At 73.3% G+C, this 14,135-nt stretch carries 14 protein-coding genes, 2 tRNA genes and 1 pseudogene; 6 read left to right on the forward strand and 11 right to left on the reverse strand.

Annotated features, from left to right (window positions below; genetic code table 11):
• Positions 1-100: pseudogene (locus tag ACZ514_RS31525) on the forward strand (IS481 family transposase); the annotation flags it as partial.
• Here the strand turns inward: ACZ514_RS31525 and ACZ514_RS31530 are convergent.
• Complete coding sequence (locus ACZ514_RS31530; protein WP_469126259.1) at positions 97-1,257, reverse strand: alkene reductase; 1,161 nt, start codon at positions 1,255-1,257, stop codon at positions 97-99. The pseudogene ACZ514_RS31525 and the gene ACZ514_RS31530 sit on opposite strands and share 4 nt — an antisense overlap.
• A 75-nt stretch (positions 1,258-1,332) precedes the next feature.
• Here ACZ514_RS31530 and ACZ514_RS31535 point away from each other — a divergent pair, with 75 nt between their 5' ends.
• A complete protein-coding gene (locus ACZ514_RS31535) occupies positions 1,333-1,713 on the forward strand; it encodes a MerR family transcriptional regulator (RefSeq protein ID WP_468173181.1) in 381 nt (126 codons plus the stop codon).
• Here the strand turns inward: ACZ514_RS31535 and ACZ514_RS31540 are convergent.
• The 7 genes from ACZ514_RS31540 to ACZ514_RS31570 all read right to left on the reverse strand — a co-directional run bounded on the left by ACZ514_RS31540 (position 1,701) and on the right by ACZ514_RS31570 (position 6,852).
• Entirely contained in the window at positions 1,701-2,936 is a 1,236-nt protein-coding gene (locus ACZ514_RS31540; protein ID WP_469126260.1) for an acyl-CoA dehydrogenase family protein, read from the reverse strand. The two genes, ACZ514_RS31535 and ACZ514_RS31540, sit on opposite strands and share 13 nt — an antisense overlap.
• A 13-nt stretch (positions 2,937-2,949) precedes the next feature.
• Complete coding sequence (locus tag ACZ514_RS31545) at positions 2,950-3,975, reverse strand: phosphotransferase family protein (RefSeq protein ID WP_468700139.1); 1,026 nt, start codon at positions 3,973-3,975, stop codon at positions 2,950-2,952.
• Between the two features lie 132 nt (positions 3,976-4,107).
• Complete coding sequence (locus ACZ514_RS31550) at positions 4,108-5,019, reverse strand: MBL fold metallo-hydrolase (protein WP_468173175.1); 912 nt, start codon at positions 5,017-5,019, stop codon at positions 4,108-4,110.
• Between the two features lie 123 nt (positions 5,020-5,142).
• On the reverse strand, positions 5,143-5,439 hold the full coding sequence (locus ACZ514_RS31555) for a hypothetical protein (RefSeq protein ID WP_468173173.1): 297 nt from the start codon (positions 5,437-5,439) through the stop codon (positions 5,143-5,145).
• Positions 5,440-5,546: 107 nt separating this feature from the next.
• Complete coding sequence (locus ACZ514_RS31560) at positions 5,547-5,867, reverse strand: DUF202 domain-containing protein (protein WP_468173171.1); 321 nt, start codon at positions 5,865-5,867, stop codon at positions 5,547-5,549.
• Positions 5,864-6,262 (reverse strand): YidH family protein, encoded by a 399-nt coding sequence (locus ACZ514_RS31565; protein ID WP_467893512.1) that lies wholly within the window; start codon positions 6,260-6,262, stop codon positions 5,864-5,866. The genes ACZ514_RS31560 and ACZ514_RS31565 overlap by 4 nt, the downstream gene beginning before the upstream one ends.
• A gap of 20 nt (positions 6,263-6,282) precedes the next feature.
• On the reverse strand, positions 6,283-6,852 hold the full coding sequence (locus ACZ514_RS31570) for an NUDIX domain-containing protein (RefSeq protein WP_469126261.1): 570 nt from the start codon (positions 6,850-6,852) through the stop codon (positions 6,283-6,285).
• A gap of 87 nt (positions 6,853-6,939) precedes the next feature.
• On the opposite strand from ACZ514_RS31570, the gene ACZ514_RS31575 reads away from it, so the two are divergent.
• Positions 6,940-8,595, forward strand: a complete 1,656-nt coding sequence (locus ACZ514_RS31575) for an FAD-binding dehydrogenase (protein WP_468173165.1) — start codon at positions 6,940-6,942, stop codon at positions 8,593-8,595.
• 70 nt (positions 8,596-8,665) lie between these two features.
• Here the strand turns inward: ACZ514_RS31575 and ACZ514_RS31580 are convergent, their stop codons facing one another.
• Positions 8,666-9,079, reverse strand: coding sequence for an ASCH domain-containing protein (locus ACZ514_RS31580; RefSeq protein WP_468173164.1), 414 nt, complete (start codon positions 9,077-9,079; stop codon positions 8,666-8,668).
• A gap of 278 nt (positions 9,080-9,357) precedes the next feature.
• On the opposite strand from ACZ514_RS31580, the gene ACZ514_RS31585 reads away from it, so the two are divergent.
• The 3 genes from ACZ514_RS31585 (at position 9,358) to ACZ514_RS31595 (ending at position 13,547) form a co-directional block, all read left to right on the forward strand.
• Complete coding sequence (locus ACZ514_RS31585; protein ID WP_469126262.1) at positions 9,358-10,308, forward strand: hypothetical protein; 951 nt, start codon at positions 9,358-9,360, stop codon at positions 10,306-10,308.
• 30 nt (positions 10,309-10,338) lie between these two features.
• The gene (locus ACZ514_RS31590) at positions 10,339-11,889 is read left to right on the forward strand and encodes an APC family permease (RefSeq protein WP_469126263.1); all 1,551 of its coding nucleotides are present in this window, start codon (positions 10,339-10,341) and stop codon (positions 11,887-11,889) included.
• 218 nt (positions 11,890-12,107) lie between these two features.
• Positions 12,108-13,547, forward strand: a complete 1,440-nt coding sequence (locus ACZ514_RS31595; protein ID WP_469126264.1) for an amino acid permease — start codon at positions 12,108-12,110, stop codon at positions 13,545-13,547.
• A 138-nt stretch (positions 13,548-13,685) separates the two neighbouring features.
• Here ACZ514_RS31595 and ACZ514_RS31600 read toward each other — a convergent pair.
• A tRNA-Leu gene (locus tag ACZ514_RS31600) sits at positions 13,686-13,770 on the reverse strand.
• 169 nt (positions 13,771-13,939) lie between these two features.
• A tRNA-Leu gene (locus tag ACZ514_RS31605) sits at positions 13,940-14,024 on the reverse strand.
• Positions 14,025-14,135 lie beyond the last annotated feature (111 nt).

Here is a 14,135-nt window from a genome sequence, read left to right on the forward strand (position 1 = left end):
AGACTTCCTCCACACCTACAACCACCACCGCTGCCACACCGCACTCGACGGACACCCACCCATCAGCCGCGTCAACAACCCTGCGGGTCAATACAGCTAGGCCGCGCGGGCGGTGTCGGCGGCCTCGGCGGCGGGGGACGCCGTTCCCGCCGCATCCGTCAGCGACGGGTAGTCGGTGTAGCCCTCCGGCCCCTGGACGTGCATCAGGAACTCCGGGCGGAGGGCGTTCAGCGGGGCCCCCGTGCGCAGGCGGTCCACGAGGTCGGGGTTGGCCAGGAAGCCGCGCCCCAGGGCGACGAGGTCGGCGCCCGCCGCCAGCAGCCGCTCTCCCCGCCGCCCGCCGGCATCGGCGGCGAGTTCCTCGCGGGAGGTGCGGGGGTTGGCGATGAGGACGCCGGGCCAGGCCCGGCGCAGCTCCGCGAAGCCGGGCCCGTCCGGGTCGGCGTACTCCACGTGCAGGTAGACGGGCTCCAGTTCCGCCAGTGCGGCCAGGAGCGCCGGGTAGAGCTCCTCGGTGTCGCTCTCCTCGACCCCGTTGACCTCCACCCCGGGGGAGACGCGTACGCCGACCCGCTCGGGGCCCACCGCTTCGACGACGGCCCGGACGACCTCGACGGTGAAGCGGATCCGTCCCTCGACCGGCCCGCCCCACGCGTCGGTGCGCAGGTTGGTGTTGGGCGCGAGGAACTGGTGGAGCAGGAGGCCGTTGGCGGCATGCACCTCCACCCCGGCGAAGCCGGCCGCCACCGCGTTGCGGGCGGCGTCCGCGAAGTCGGCGATGGTGGAGCGGATGTCCTCCTCCGTCATCGCGCGGGGTGTGACGGGGTCCTGGAGCCCGCTGGGGGTGTGCAGCGGCTCCGGGAGCGGGACCTCGGACGGCGCGAGCGGGAGGTGTCCGCTGGTGTCCGGGTGGCCGATCCGCCCGCCGTGCTGGAGCTGGAGGAACATCCGCCCGCCGGCGGCGCGCACCGCGCCGGTGACCCGCCGCCACCCGGCCGCCTGCGCCGGGGTGTGGATCCCCGGGATGTGCGGATAGGTCTGGCCGACGGCGTTCGGCGTCGTGGCCTCGGCGATGATCAGGCCGGCCGAGGCGCGCTGCGCGTAGTAGGCGGCCATGAGTTCGCCGGGGACCCCGTCGGCTCCGGCGCGGTTGCGGGTCAGCGGGGCCATCACCAGGCGGTTGGGCAGCTCGAGGCCGCCGAGGCGGGCGGGGGAGAAGAGGCGGGAAGCGGCGAGGGCGTGTCGTGTCTGCGTCATGCCGGTACCGTAGAACCTGACACCAGTGTCAGGTTCAAGGCCGAAGACCTGCCCGACCACCCCCGGGGGACGACCATGCGGATCGGTGAACTGGCGAGGCGCACCGGAGTCGGTGAGCGCTCGCTGCGCTACTACGAACAGCAGGGCCTGCTGGTCTCCGACCGGACGCCCGGCGGACACCGGGACTTCCCCGAGCGGGCCGTCGACCGGGTCATCCGCATCCAGGAGCTCTACGCGGCCGGACTGCACAGCTCCAAGATCGCGCAGATCCTGCCCTGCATGCGCGACGAGGACGGCGGCCCGTCGGTGCGCGCCACCCCCGCCCTGGTGGCCGAACTGGCCACCGAACGGGACCGCATCGACCGGATGATCGGCGACCTCGTCCGCTCCCGCGAGGTGCTGGACGAGGTCATCGAGGCCGCCTCGGGCCGCTCCCCGGCTCCCTACGCCCGGTAGCGCCGGAGCTCGCGGTGCGCCAGCGAGCGCTGGTGCACCTCGTCCGGTCCGTCCGCGAGCCGCAGCGTCCGCGCGGCCGCCCACAGTTCGGCCAGCGGGAGGTCCTGGCTGACCCCGCCCGCGCCGTGCAGCTGCACCGCCTGGTCCAGGATCCCCACGACCGCGCGCGGGGTGGCGATCTTGATGGCCTGGATCTCGGTGTGCGCCCCCCGGTTGCCGACCGTGTCCATCAGCCAGGCCGTCTTCAGCACCAGCAGCCGCAGCTGCTCGATGGTGACCCGGGCGTCCGCGATCCAGTTCTGCACGACTCCCTGCGCGGCCAGTTCCTTCCCGAAGGCCGTACGCCCCACCGCGCGCCGGCACATCAGCTCGACCGCCCGCTCCGCCATCCCGATCAGCCGCATGCAGTGGTGGATCCGGCCCGGGCCGAGCCGGGCCTGGGCGATGGCGAAGCCGGAGCCCTCCTCGCCGATCAGGTTCGCCGCCGGGACCCGCGCCCCGTCGAAGACCACCTCGGCGTGGCCGCCGTGGTCGTGGTCCGCGTACCCGTACACCGTCATCGCCCGGCGCACCTCCACGCCCGGGGTGTCGCGCGGGACCAGCACCATCGACTGCTGGCGGCGCGGGTCGGCGCCGCCCGGGTCCGTCTTGCCCATCACGATGAAGACCTTGCAGTCCGGGTTCATCGCCCCCGAGATGTACCACTTGCGCCCGGTGACCACGTACGCGTCGCCGTCCCGCTCGATGCGGGTCTCGATGTTCGTCGCGTCCGAGGACGCCACCTCGGGCTCGGTCATCGCGAACGCGGAGCGGATCTCCCCGGCCAGCAGCGGCTCCAGCCACTGCTTCTGCTGCGCGGCGTCGCCGAACTGCGCGAGCAGCTCCATGTTCCCGGTGTCCGGGGCCGCGCAGTTGGTCGCCATCGGTGCCAGGTGCGGGCTGCGGCCGGTGATCTCGGCCAGCGGGGCGTACTGGAGGTTGGTCAGGCCGGCGCCGTGCTCCCCGTCCGCGAGGCCGTGCCCCTTCACGAAGAACAGGTTCCACAGGCCCTGCCGGCGCGCCTCGGCCTTCAGTTCACCGAAGACGGCCGGGGTGTCCCAGGGCGAGGCCAGCCGCGCGCGCTGCTCGGCGGCGACCGGTTCCGCCGGGTAGACGTACTCCTCCATGAACGCGAGCAGCCGCTCGCGGAGTTCCTCGGTCCGGGTGTCGAATGCGAAGTCCATGCGGCTCGGCTCCTCAGCCTTCCTGAAGGGTGGTCAGTCCGTGTGCGATGAAGACCGGGACCAGCTCGCCGATCCGGTCGAAGCCCGCGCCGACCGTCTGCCCGAGCGTGTACCGGTAGTGGATGCCCTCGAGGATCACCGCGAGCTTGAACCAGGCGAAGGCCGTGTACCAGGCGATCGCCCCGGTGTCCCGCCCCGAGCGGGCGGCGTACCGCTCGACCAGCTCGGCGGGCGCCGGATGGCCGGGCGCCCCGCTCGTCGTGCTGACCGGGGACCCGGCCGGCCCCAGGTCGGAGCTGTACATCACCAGCAGACCGAGGTCCGTCAGCGGGTCGCCCAGGGTGGACATCTCCCAGTCCAGCACCGCCCGGATCGTGTCGTCCGGGCCGCCGATCAGGACGTTGTCCAGCCGGAAGTCCCCGTGCACCACGGTCGGGGCGGGGGAGCGGGGCAGGGCCCGTGCCAGGGCCCCGTGCAGTTCGTCGATCCCGGGCAGCTCCCTGCCCCGGGAGGCCGCGAGCTGCTTCCCCCAGCGGCGCAGCTGCCGCTCGAGGAAGCCCTCGGGCCGGCCGAAGTCGCCCAGGCCCACCGCCCCCGGGTCCACCGCGTGCAGCTCGACCAGGGTGTCCACCAGCGCCAGGACCGCCCGGCGGGTGCGCTCGGGACCGATCTCCGCGAGCTGTCCGGCGGTCCGGTACGGGATCCCGTCCACGTACTCCATGACGTAGAACGGCGCCCCCAGCACCTCCTCGTCCTCGCACAGCAGCAGCGGACCCGGCACCGGTACGGCCGTCCCGTGCAGGGCGGAGATCACCCGGTGCTCGCGCCGCATGTCGTGCGCGGTGGCCAGGACGTGTCCCAGCGGAGGCCGCCGCACCACCCACCGCGCCGTGCCGTCGGTCACCTCGTACGTGAGGTTCGACCGGCCGCCCTCGATCAGCCGGCCGCTCAGCGGTCCCGCCGTGAGCCCGGGCAGCGCGGCCTCGAGGTGGCCGTGCAGCCGTCGCAGATCGAGGCCTCGGGGATCGGCTGGGGTCATGGGGCGCGCCTCCGTACGGGTCGAGGACGGGGTTCTCGGTCCGAGGCCATCATGCCGACCAGTCGGTATGCCGTCCAGGGGGTGGCCGGAAGAACTCCCTCCCGGCCCGGCGCCCTCAGGTCACGCGCGCGGTCACGCGTGACACAGGATGGGCGTGCCGCCGTTCATCACCGTCATGTCCCGCAGCACCGCCATGATGTCCAGCGGCGCCCCCTCCGGCTCCCCGGCCAGCTCCGCGTACGCCCGGTGCAGGTTCGCGACCAGCCGTTCGCTCTCCCGCCAGGCCGCGAACTCGCCCAGGTCGGCCCCCCGCGCCACCTCCAGCGGGGTGAGCCCCTCCGCCCGGCCGTCCCGGGCCAGTCCGGCCACGTACCGCAGGTAGCGTTCCGTCGCGTCGTACGCCGAGGCGTCGGTCAGCGGCCCGTGTCCGGGTACGACGGTCTCCGCGCCCAGCGTCCGCAGCAGCTCCAGCGCCCGCAGCGAGCCGGCGAGGGAGCCCATCGCGAGGAACGGGGTGCCCCCGGCGAAGACCAGGTCCCCGGTGAACACCACCCGCTGCCGGGGCAGCCACACGACCGAGTCCCCGGTGGTGTGGGCCACGCCCGGATGGATGACCCGGACCTCGGTGTCCCCGACGTACAGGGTCAGCCGGTCGCTGTACGTGAGGCCGGGCGCGGTGATCCGTATCGCGCCGAAGTCGGTCGCCGGCCAGATCAGTTCCAGCTGGTGCCCGGCGGCGAGCTGCTCCGCGCGCGCGTTGTCGTGCCCGACGATCACGGCCCCGGGGGCGAAGGCGGCGTTGCCGTAGGTGTGGTCGCCGTGGTGGTGGGTGTTGACGACCGTCCGGGGCCGCGGGACCCCGGACGCCGCGACGGCCGCGCGCAGGGCCAGCGCCCGCCGCTCGGTGGCGGCGGTGTCGACGAGCAGGGTGCTCCCGCCGTCGCTGATCCAGCCGGCGTTGTTCAGGCACCAGCCCCCGTCGGGCTGGACGTAGGCGTACACCCCGGCCGCGGGCTGGACGACGTACGGCTCTTCGACGGTCATGGACGCTCTCCCCGGGTCGCTGTGACAGGCGCTCGGCATCCTGTCAGCCGGGATCCGGGCCGGGCGGGGCGGGGGCGGTCCGCGTGGGGCGGTCCGCGACGCGGGCCGCCCTCCGCCGGTGCGTCAGTGGTCGTCGTAGTGGCCGTCGTGCGCGGCGTGCCGGTGTCCGTCGTGCAGGTAGTCCAGGTGGTCGCCGTGCGGGACCGCGTCGTGCCCGCAGGCCTCGCCGTGCTCGTGGGCGTGCCCCTCGTGCGGGGCGTGCCCGGAGGCCTCGCATTCGTCCCAGTGCCCCGAGTGCTGCCGGTGCAGGTGGCCGTCGTGCGCGTAGTCGAGGTGGTCGCCGTGCTCGAGCGCCGTGTGCCCGCAGCCGGGGCCGTGCTCATGGATGTGCGCGGGGTGTTCGTGGTGCAGCGTCGTCATGGCGCCGAGGCTAGTCCGCTACGCCCGGACAGTCCGTTATATCCCCGGGTGTCATCGTGCGCGGCACTGTCCGGACCACCGGACGAGCGGACCACCGGACGAGCGGCTCAGACGATGACCGCCATCGCGAACACCGCCAGGCCCACCGCACACAGCACCGCCCCCAGCGCCACCCGGGGAGCGAGTCCCGGCGGCCGGGTCCCGGCCAGCTCCCGCACCCGCCGGTGCGCCACGGCCAGGAAGGCCAGCCAGATCAGCGCGATCACCGCCGCCCCGGCCACCTCCGTCCGCGAACCGGTGCCGTGCAGGGCCTGCCGCAGCGCCAGCACCGCCGTGACCGAGCAGGCCAGCGTGGTACGCCGCCACGCGAGCCGCGTCCGCTCCGGCTGGAGCCCCGCGTCGCGCGGGCCCGCACCGGGGACGGTCACCGCCCGCCCGTCCAGCCCAGCAGCACGACCAGGACCATCACCCCGGCCACCAGCCCCACTCCCAGGCCCAGCACCACGGGGAACCGCGACACCGGCAGGTCCTCGCCCCGCCGCATGGCCCGCTCGCACCGCATCCAGTGGTTCACGGCCCGCAGCGCGCACGCCGCCCCCACCGCCAACAGCGCGAAGGCCATCCCGACCCGCACGCCCCACCGCAGGTCCGGCAGGAACTGGTCCACCGCGAACCCGCCGCCCACCAGCGCCAGCGCGGTCCGGATCCAGGCGAGGAAGGTCCGCTCGTTGGCGAGGGAGAAGCGGTAGTCCGGGGTCTCGCCCTCGTCCCGCAGCCGCTGCGGTGCGAACCAGAGCCGCACGTCCTTGACGAAGTCGATCACGTGGCCAATTTACGTCCCCGTCACGAACCCGGCGCGCCCTGGGTCCCGCCCTCCTCCCGGAACGCCCGCGACGCCCGCGACGCCCGGAACGCCCGCAGCCGCCGGTACGCCTCCAGCCCGTCCGGCACCCACGCCCACTCCCCGCCGGCGATCCGCCGGTCCAGCTCCTCACGCGGCAGCCAGGCGTGCCAGTCCACCTCCGAGGCCTGCGGAGCCACCGGCAGGGCGCACCGCACCTCGTGCACGTACGACCACCAGCCCCCGCCCGGCCCCTCGTACAGGAACTTGAACAGCGGCTCCGGGCGCGGCAGCCCGTTCACCCCCAGCTCCTCCTGGGCCTCCCGCAGGGCCGCCTCCGCGTACTCCTCCCCGGAGCCCAGCACCCCGCCCACGAACATGTCGTAGTGCGAGGGGAAGACCAGCTTCGAGGCGGTCCGGCGGTGCACGAACACCCGCCCCCGCGCGTCCGTGGCCAGGACGAACACGCACCGGTGGAGCAGCCCCCGGCCGTACACCTCGCCCCGGGGGGCCTGCCCGACGACCCTGTCGTCCCGGTCCACCACGTCCAGTACCTCGTCAGCGGGATCCATGGATCCATCCAACCACCGCTGTTGACTGGTTACCGCTCCGTAGCCAAGGATCTGCCCCACCACCGAGCGACCGGAGGACCGGCAGGCATGACGTACGACGCTGACGTGATCGTGATCGGAGCGGGCCTCGCGGGTCTCGTGGCCACCGCCGAGCTCGTCGACGCGGGCCGCAGGGTGATCCTCCTCGACCAGGAGCCCGAGCAGTCGATCGGCGGGCAGGCGCACTGGTCCTTCGGCGGTCTGTTCCTCGTGGACTCCCCCGAGCAGCGCCGGATGCGCATCAAGGACAGCCGCGAGCTCGCCCTCCAGGACTGGCTCGGCACCGCCGGGTTCGACCGCGAGGAGGACGCCTGGCCGCGCCGCTGGGCCGAGGCGTACGTGGACTTCGCGGCCGGCGAGAAGCGCTCCTGGCTGCACTCCCGCGGGGTGCGCTTCTTCCCGGTGGTCGGCTGGGCCGAACGCGGCGGCTACGACGCCAACGGCCACGGCAACTCCGTGCCCCGCTTCCACATCACCTGGGGCACCGGCCCCGGCCTGCTGGAGCCCTTCGTGCGGCGGGTCCGCGCCGGAGCCGCCCGCGGGCTGGTCCGGTTCGCCTTCCGCCACCGGGTCACCGGGCTGTCGGCCACCGCCGGCGCCGTGGACACCGTCACCGGAGAGGTCCTGGCACCCTCGGACGCCGTACGGGGCACCGCCAGCGGCCGCGAGACCGCCGGCGCGTTCAGCCTGCGGGCCCAGGCGGTGATCGTGACCAGCGGCGGCATCGGCGGCAACCACGACCTCGTGCGCGCGCAGTGGCCCGACCGGCTCGGCACCCCGCCCGCGCGGCTGCTCTCCGGGGTCCCCGCGCACGTGGACGGCCTGATGCTGGGCGTGGCCGAGGCCGCCGGGGCCAGCCACATCAACAAGGACCGGATGTGGCACTACACCGAGGGCATCCAGAACTGGGACCCCGTCTGGGCCCGGCACGGCATCCGCATCCTGCCCGGCCCATCCTCCCTGTGGCTGGACGCCACGGGCAAGCGGCTGCCCGTACCGCTCTTCCCGGGCTTCGACACCCTCGGCACCCTCGACCACATCATGCGCACCGGCCACGACCACACCTGGTTCGTGCTCAACCAGCGCATCATCGGCAAGGAGTTCGGCCTCTCCGGCTCCGAGCAGAACCCCGACCTGACGGGGAAGTCCGTGCGCGACGTGGTCAACCGGGCCCGCCAGGCGGTCCCCGGGCCGGTCAAGGCCTTCATGGACCGCGGGGTGGACTTCATCGTGGAGCGGGACCTGTCGGCGATGGTGCGCAGGATGAACGAGCTCACCGGGGAGGACCTGCTCGACGAGGCCACCGTCCGGCGCGAGATCACCGCCCGCGACCGGGAGATCGCCAACCCCTTCACCAAGGACCTCCAGGTGACGGCGATCCACGGGGCGCGCCGGTACCTCGGCGACCGGCTGATCCGCACCGCCGCCCCCCACCGCGTCCTGGACCCGGCGGCCGGACCGCTGATCGCCGTCCGGCTCTCGATCCTCACCCGCAAGTCCCTCGGCGGCCTCGAGACCGACCTGTCCTCCCGGGTCCTGACCCCCTCCGGGGAGCCGCTGCCCGGCGTCTACGCGGCCGGCGAGGCCGCCGGCTTCGGTGGCGGGGGCGTCCACGGCTACCGCGCCCTGGAGGGCACCTTCCTGGGCGGGTGCGTCTTCTCGGGCCGCGCCGCGGGCCGCGCGGCCGCCCGGGCCGTCGGCTGACCCGGGCCGCGCGGCCCCGGCCCGGGCGGCCGTCGGCTGACCCGGGCCGTCGGCCGGCCCGGGCCGCGCGTCACAGGAGGCGGAAGCGTTCGGTCACGACCAGGGTGTCGTCGTCCACCGTGAAGCCCGGGTCGCCCATCTCCGCCCGCACCGGCCCGCCGTGCCAGAACCGCTCGTGCGCGGAGCGCCATTCGGCCACCGAGGTGAAGCCCTCGCCCTCGTCCACCGCGTGCCGCAAGTCCACCTCGGCGAGCCGCAGCACCCGTACGTCCGTCACCTCCAAGGCGGCCACCGGCCGCTCCGCGGAGTCCACCAGCGCCAGGCGTTCTCCCGGCCGGGGCAGCGGCTCGCCCGCGGCCTCGTACTGCCCCATCAGGCCCGTCGTCGTGGTCTTGGCGCCGCTCAGCACGGCGGCCACGAGCCGGTCGCGCAGTTCGCCGGGGAAGCCCAGCTGGAAGGGGGGAAGGCCGTCGAAGTCCGTCATGCGCCCCACCCTACGGCCGGTCGTCGCAGGTCACACTGGGGTTCCGAACCGTCCGCCGCGTCCCAACCCGCCCCTTTTGCGCACCAGTTGAAACGCGCCACCCCATGGACCGGACCTTGACTCGGAGCTGTGCCTACCGGTTTGCTGTGTGTGATCATCCGGATTGACCACCGGCGTGATCGAGCCGCCCCGTCGGCATCCCCTGCGCACCACCCCTACCCGTGCGTGCACCCGTGTACGCAGTCCACCCGCGCCCGCGTCCTGGAGGGAACCCGCGGATGTCCCCGCCTCCGCCGCCCCTCGGCCGCGCCCGCAAGCGGGACGCCCAGCTCTTCGACCCCGCGCTGTGCGATTCCGAACTCGTGGGCGTCCGCAGTCAGTTCACCCAGGGCCGCTGGGCCAAGGCCCGTACCCTGCTCGTCGCCACCGGCGACGACTGGGACCGCCGCGGCCACCGCCTCGTCGTCCTCGCCCAGACCCCGGCCGCCACCGCCTGGGCCGGCGAGTGGCTGCTCGCCGAACCCGACAGCGCCGACGCCGCCACCCTCCTCGCCTGCGCCTGCGTGTTCACCGCCCTGCGCGGCAAGAGCAGCCCCGAGGCCGCCGACGAGGCGTGCCGCCGCGCCGCCGCCCTGCTCCCCGCCGACCCCACGCCCTGGCTCGGCCTCCTCATGCTGGCCCGCGCCTTCGGCACCGAGGAGGAGTTCAGCCGCCACTTCGACCAGGTCCGGGCCCGCCACCGCGAGCACCACCACGCCCACCACCTGATGGTCGCCAAGCTCGCCGAACGCACCCCCGCCGCCGGCCTCGACCCGCTCCACGAGGTGTACGACTTCGCCGCCTGGGCCGCCGAGGAGTCCCCGGCCGACTCCCCGCTCGCCGTGCTGCCCGTGATCGCCCACGCCGAGCGCTTCCGCGTCCTCGCCGCCGCCCGGGGCAGCGCCACCAACGAGGCCGCCGCCGAGCACTGGACCGGCCGCCGGGCCCGGCAGGTGCTGCGCTCCGCCTTCGACTGGTGGCTGGAGTGGGAACGGGAGGACCACCCCCGCAACCGGGTCGACCTCAACTTCCTCGCCCACGCCAAGCTCTGCGAGGGCCGCCCCGCGGAGGCGGCCGCCCTCTTCCACCGCATCGGCAGCCACGCCACCCGCGCCCCCTGGTCCTACCCGGACCGTGATCCGCAGAAGGCCTTCCTCGCCGCGCGCAGTGCCGCGCTCGGCACCGCCTGACCAGCCAGTCACCCCCGAAAGGACCCTGCCATGCCGACGGGCAGATCCACCACGCTCCCAGCCGATTCCGCGGCCGAGATCCGCACGTACAAGGGCCAGGACCGCGCCCTGCGTGCCGACCGGCTCGGCACGGCCGGACTGCTGCTCTCCGTCCTCGCCGCCAGCGCGCCCCTGATGGTCGTCGCAGGTGTCATGCCCACGATCTTCGGGGTCATGGGCATCGTCGGCCAGCCGCTGCTCTTCGTCATCCTCGGCGTCGTCCTCGCCCTGTTCGGCGTCGGATACGCCGAGATGAGCCGCCACGTCCACAACGCCGGCGCCTTCTACGCCTACATCGCCCGCGGCCTCGGCCCCACCGCCGGCGCCGCCGCCTCCCTCGTCGCCCTCGTCGCCTACAGCGCCATGCAGGTCGGCGTCTACGGCATCCTCGGCTTCGAGATATCCGGCCTCTTCGCCACCTACCTCGACACCCAGGTCGCCTGGTGGATCCCGGCCCTGCTCGCGGTCGCCGCCACCGGCGCGCTCGGCTGGCTCAAGATCGACCTCAACGCCAAGGTGCTCGGCGTCCTGCTCCTCATCGAGTGCGCCCTCGTCGTCGTCTTCGACGTCGCCGCCCTCGGCAAGCCCGGCCCCGAGGGCCTCTCCCTGCAGGCCTTCGACCCGGCCGCCCTCGGCGGAGCGGGCCTAGGCACCGCGCTGTGCTTCTGCATCGCCGCCTTCGTCGGCTTCGAGCAGTCCCCGGTGTACGCCGAGGAGACCAGCAAGCCGCACATCGTGGTCTCCCGCGTGATGTTCCTCGCCATCGGCTTCGCCGCCGTCTTCTTCGCCCTCAGCGCCTGGGCCCTCACGGTCGCCGCCGGCCCCGCCGGGATCGTCAAGGCCTCCGCCGAGGCCGGGCCCGGCCTGCTCTTCGAGCTCACCGGCAGCCGCCTCGGCGGCACCTTCACCGACGTCCTGCACGTGCTCTTCGTGACCGGCATGTTCGCGGCCATGCTCAGCTTCCACAACGTCGTCGCCCGCTACGCCTTCGCGATGGGCCGCGAGGGCCTGCTGCCCGCCCGCTTCGGGCGCACCAACCCGGGCACCGGCGCCCCCGCCACCGGCTCCCTCCTGCAGACCGTCGTCGCCGCCGTGGTCGTCCTCCTCTTCGCCGTCACGGACTCCATGCCGGCCGGCGACCCGACCGCGCCCGTCCTGCACCTGTTCACCTGGATGGGCAGCGTCGGCGCCCTCGGCGTGACCGTCCTGATGGCGGCGGCCTCCTTCGCCGTCATCGCCTTCTTCGTCCGCCGGGGCACCGCCGGTGCCCAGGTCTGGCGGCTGGTCGCCGCGGGCCTGGCCGGCCTCGCCCTGGTCGGCATCGCCCTCTACACCGTCAAGGACTTCGCCCTCCTCGTCGGCGCCGAGCAGGGCTCCGCGCTCAGCTGGGCCCTGCCCGCGGTCATCGCCGTCGCCGCCCTGGGCGGACTCGTCCACGGGCTGCTGCTGAAGTCCCGCCGCCCCGAGGTCCACGCCCGGATCGGGCTCGGGAACGAAGCCTTCCGCCTCGACCAGGCCGCGGAGGCCGCACCGGGCGCCTGAGGGCCCGCGCCTCGCATTCGTACCCGTAGGTAGCCCCCGGAGACCGTTTCCATGGTCGCCGGGGGCTCCCGGGCGTACGAGGCCGATTTTGGCGGGGGGCCGAAGCTCATGGTCTCCTGGGTCGACAAATCACCGGAACCGCTGCACGGGGGATACCACCCAGCTCCCCCGCACACGGCCCGGCCTTCCTGTCCGACCCCACGAAGGCGAAGTTCCGCATGAGCGATCGCACCTTGACCGCGCCCCCCGCCAAGGCGTCCCCACGCCCTGTCGACGCCGGTGACGAGGGCTACAGCAAGGACCTCAAGTCCCGCCACATCAACATGATCGCCATCGGCGGCGCGATAGGCACCGGCCTCTTCCTCGGCGCCGGAGGCCGCCTCGCCGGCGCCGGCCCCTCCCTGGCCATCGCGTACGCGGTGTGCGGCGTCTTCGCCTTCTTCGTGGTCCGGGCGCTCGGCGAGCTCGTCCTCTACCGCCCCTCCTCCGGCGCGTTCGTCTCGTACGCGCGCGAGTTCATGGGGGAGAAGGGCGCCTACACGGCCGGCTGGCTGTACTTCCTCAACTGGTCCACGACCACGGTGGCCGACATCACCGCCGCCGCGACCTACGCCCACTTCTGGTCGATGTTCACCGACGTCCCCCAGTGGGTGCTCGCCTTCATCGCCCTGGCCGTCGTCCTCACCGCGAACCTGATCTCGGTGAAGTACTTCGGCGAGATGGAGTTCTGGTTCTCCCTGGTCAAGGTCGCCGCCCTGGTGGTCTTCCTGATCGTCGGCATCTACCTCGTCGCCACCAGCCACGACATCGGCGGCACCACCCCGGGCCTGGCGAACATCACCGACAACGGCGGCCTCTTCCCCTCCGGCGTCCTGCCGATGCTCCTGGTGGTCCAGGGCGTGGTCTTCGCGTACGCCTCCGTCGAACTGTGCGGCGTCGCCGCCGGTGAGACCGAGAACCCCGAGAAGATCATGCCGAAGGCGATCAACTCGATCATGTGGCGCGTGGGCGTCTTCTACGTCGGCTCCGTGGTCCTGCTGGCCCTGCTGCTCCCGTACACCGCCTACTCGGCCGACCAGAGCCCCTTCGTCACCGTCTTCGACAAGCTCGGGGTCCCCGGCGCCGCCGGCGTCATGAACCTGGTCGTCCTGACCGCCGCCCTGTCCAGCCTGAACTCCGGTCTCTACTCCACCGGCCGGATCCTGCGCTCGATGGCCATGTCCGGCTCGGCCCCCAAGTTCACCGGCGTCATGAACAAGGGCAAGGTCCCCTACGGCGGCGTGCTCTTCACGGCGGCCTTCGGCGTCGCCGGCGTGGGCCTGAACTACTGGATGCCCGGGGAGGCCTTCGAGATCGTCCTCAACCTGGCCTCCATCGGCATCCTCGGCACCTGGGCCATGGTCATGATCTGTTCGCTCTTCTTCTGGCACCGCGCGAAGAACGGCCTGGTCGAACGCCCGTCCTACCGCCTCCCCTGGGCCCCCTACACCCAGATCGTGACCCTGGTCTTCCTGGTCGCGGTCCTGGTCCTGATGTGGAGCGACGGCGGCGTCGGCCGCACCACGGTCATGTTCCTCCCGGCCATCGCCGCCGCCCTCGTCGGCGGCTGGTTCCTGGTCCGCCGCCGCGTGGCGCAACTCGCCGCCCCCAACAACTGACCCCACGGCGTACGAGAGGCCCCCGGGCCGGGATCAGGGATCCCGGCCCGGGGGCCTCTTCCGTTTCCCCGGTGCGCCGGTTTCCGGCCGTGCCGGGGAACGAGGAAGGACCCCGCCGGAGCGGGGTCCTTCCGTATGTGTCCGAGGGGGGACTTGAACCCCCACGCCCGATAAAGGGCACTAGCACCTCAAGCTAGCGCGTCTGCCATTCCGCCACCCGGACCGGGTGTGCGCCGTACGTTCCTCGCGGCCGTTGCGACGTGGAAAACATTACCAAACATTCCGGGGTGGCTCGTCCCCGGCCTCCCGCACCCGGCGTCCCCCGGTGCGCCGGTTTCCGGCCGTGCCGGGGAACGGGGAAGGACCCCGCCGGAGCGGGGTCCTTCTGTGTGTGTCCGAGGGGGGACTTGAACCCCCACGCCCGATAAAGGGCACTAGCACCTCAAGCTAGCGCGTCTGCCATTCCGCCACCCGGACCGGGTGTGCGCCTCACGTCCCTCGCGGGCCGTTGCGACGTGGAAAACAGTACCAAACGGCGGGGGGTCCTCGATCACACCCCCGGTGGGCGGGGAACGCCCTTGGGCGGAC

The sequence above is a fragment of the Streptomyces sp. NPDC034086 genome (assembly GCF_055575515.1).

Bases quoted from the DNA above. Each gene is read 5' to 3' on its own strand.
- ACZ514_RS31530 (WP_469126259.1), bottom strand. From the start codon at position 1,257: ATGACGCAGACACGACACGCCCTCGCCGCTTCCCGCCTCTTCTCCCCC.
- ACZ514_RS31535 (WP_468173181.1), top strand. From the start codon at position 1,333: ATGCGGATCGGTGAACTGGCGAGGCGCACCGGAGTCGGTGAGCGCTCG.
- ACZ514_RS31540 (WP_469126260.1), bottom strand. From the start codon at position 2,936: ATGGACTTCGCATTCGACACCCGGACCGAGGAACTCCGCGAGCGGCTG.
- ACZ514_RS31545 (WP_468700139.1), bottom strand. From the start codon at position 3,975: ATGACCCCAGCCGATCCCCGAGGCCTCGATCTGCGACGGCTGCACGGC.
- ACZ514_RS31550 (WP_468173175.1), bottom strand. From the start codon at position 5,019: ATGACCGTCGAAGAGCCGTACGTCGTCCAGCCCGCGGCCGGGGTGTAC.
- ACZ514_RS31555 (WP_468173173.1), bottom strand. From the start codon at position 5,439: ATGACGACGCTGCACCACGAACACCCCGCGCACATCCATGAGCACGGC.
- ACZ514_RS31570 (WP_469126261.1), bottom strand. From the start codon at position 6,852: ATGGATCCCGCTGACGAGGTACTGGACGTGGTGGACCGGGACGACAGG.
- ACZ514_RS31575 (WP_468173165.1), top strand. From the start codon at position 6,940: ATGACGTACGACGCTGACGTGATCGTGATCGGAGCGGGCCTCGCGGGT.
- ACZ514_RS31580 (WP_468173164.1), bottom strand. From the start codon at position 9,079: ATGACGGACTTCGACGGCCTTCCCCCCTTCCAGCTGGGCTTCCCCGGC.
- ACZ514_RS31585 (WP_469126262.1), top strand. From the start codon at position 9,358: ATGTCCCCGCCTCCGCCGCCCCTCGGCCGCGCCCGCAAGCGGGACGCC.
- ACZ514_RS31590 (WP_469126263.1), top strand. From the start codon at position 10,339: ATGCCGACGGGCAGATCCACCACGCTCCCAGCCGATTCCGCGGCCGAG.
- ACZ514_RS31595 (WP_469126264.1), top strand. From the start codon at position 12,108: ATGAGCGATCGCACCTTGACCGCGCCCCCCGCCAAGGCGTCCCCACGC.